This window comes from Paenalicyclobacillus macrosporangiidus, from assembly GCF_900116805.1.
GTDB lineage: Bacteria > Bacillota > Bacilli > Alicyclobacillales > Alicyclobacillaceae > Alicyclobacillus_H > Alicyclobacillus_H macrosporangiidus.
On sequence record NZ_FPBV01000093.1, the window covers coordinates 1 to 1,142 of the forward strand.

Annotated in this window: 1 protein-coding gene; it reads left to right on the forward strand. The window is 64.7% G+C overall.

Annotated elements, in window-relative coordinates; all coding sequences use genetic code 11:
* The coding region (gene groL / locus BM357_RS18845) for a chaperonin GroEL (RefSeq protein WP_074956951.1) at positions 1–1,142 on the forward strand (1,142 nt) is incomplete at both ends.

A 1,142-nucleotide genomic window follows, 5' to 3' on the forward strand; every position in this document is an offset into this window, starting at 1 on the left:
GCCCGCCGGGCGATGCTGCGCGGTGTCGACGCGCTCGCCGATGCGGTGAAAGTGACCCTTGGCCCCAAGGGCCGCAACGTGGTGTTGGAGAAGAAGTTCGGGTCTCCGCTCATCACCAACGACGGCGTGACCATCGCCAAGGAGATTGAGCTGGAAGATCCGTATGAAAAGATGGGCGCTCAACTGGTGAAGGAGGTCGCGACGAAGACCAACGACGTCGCGGGCGACGGCACCACGACGGCGACCGTGCTGGCGCAGGCGATGGTCCGCGAGGGCTTGAAGAACGTGGCGGCCGGCGCCAACCCGATGATCCTGCGCAAGGGCATCGAGAAGGCGGTGAACGCGGCGGTCGAGGAGATCAAGCGCATCTCCAAGCCGGTCGAGGGCCGCGAGAACATCGCCCAGGTGGCAGCCATTTCCGCGGGTGACCAGGAGATCGGCGTCCTGATTGCCGACGCGATGGAGAAAGTCGGCAAGGACGGCGTCATCACGGTGGAGGAGTCCAAGGGCTTCACCACGGAGCTCGAGGTCGTCGAAGGCATGCAGTTTGACCGCGGCTACATCTCGCCGTACATGGTCACCGACACGGACAAGATGGAAGCCGTGCTCGAAGAGCCCTACCTCCTCATCACTGATAAAAAGATCAGCAGCATTAACGACCTGCTGCCCGTCTTGGAGCGGGTGGTGAAAACCGGCCGGCCGCTGCTCGTCATCGCCGAGGACGTGGAGGGCGAGGCGCTGGCGACCCTGGTGGTCAACAAGCTGCGTGGCACGTTCACGGCGGTGGCGGTCAAGGCGCCTGGCTTCGGCGACCGGCGCAAGGCCATGCTGCAGGACATCGCCATCCTCACCGGCGGCCAGGTCATCTCCGAGGAGCTGGGCCTCGAGCTCAAGAACACCGACATCCACCAGCTCGGCCGGGCCCGCCAGGTGCGCGTGAGCAAGGAGAACACCATCATCGTCGACGGTGCGGGTGACACGAAGGAGATCCAGGCGCGCATCAACCAGATCAAGGCGCAGATTGAGGAGACCACGTCGGACTTCGACCGCGAGAAGCTGCAGGAGCGGCTGGCGAAGCTGGCGGGCGGCGTGGCGGTCATCAAGGTCGGCGCTGCGACGGAGACGGAGCTGAAGGAGAAGAA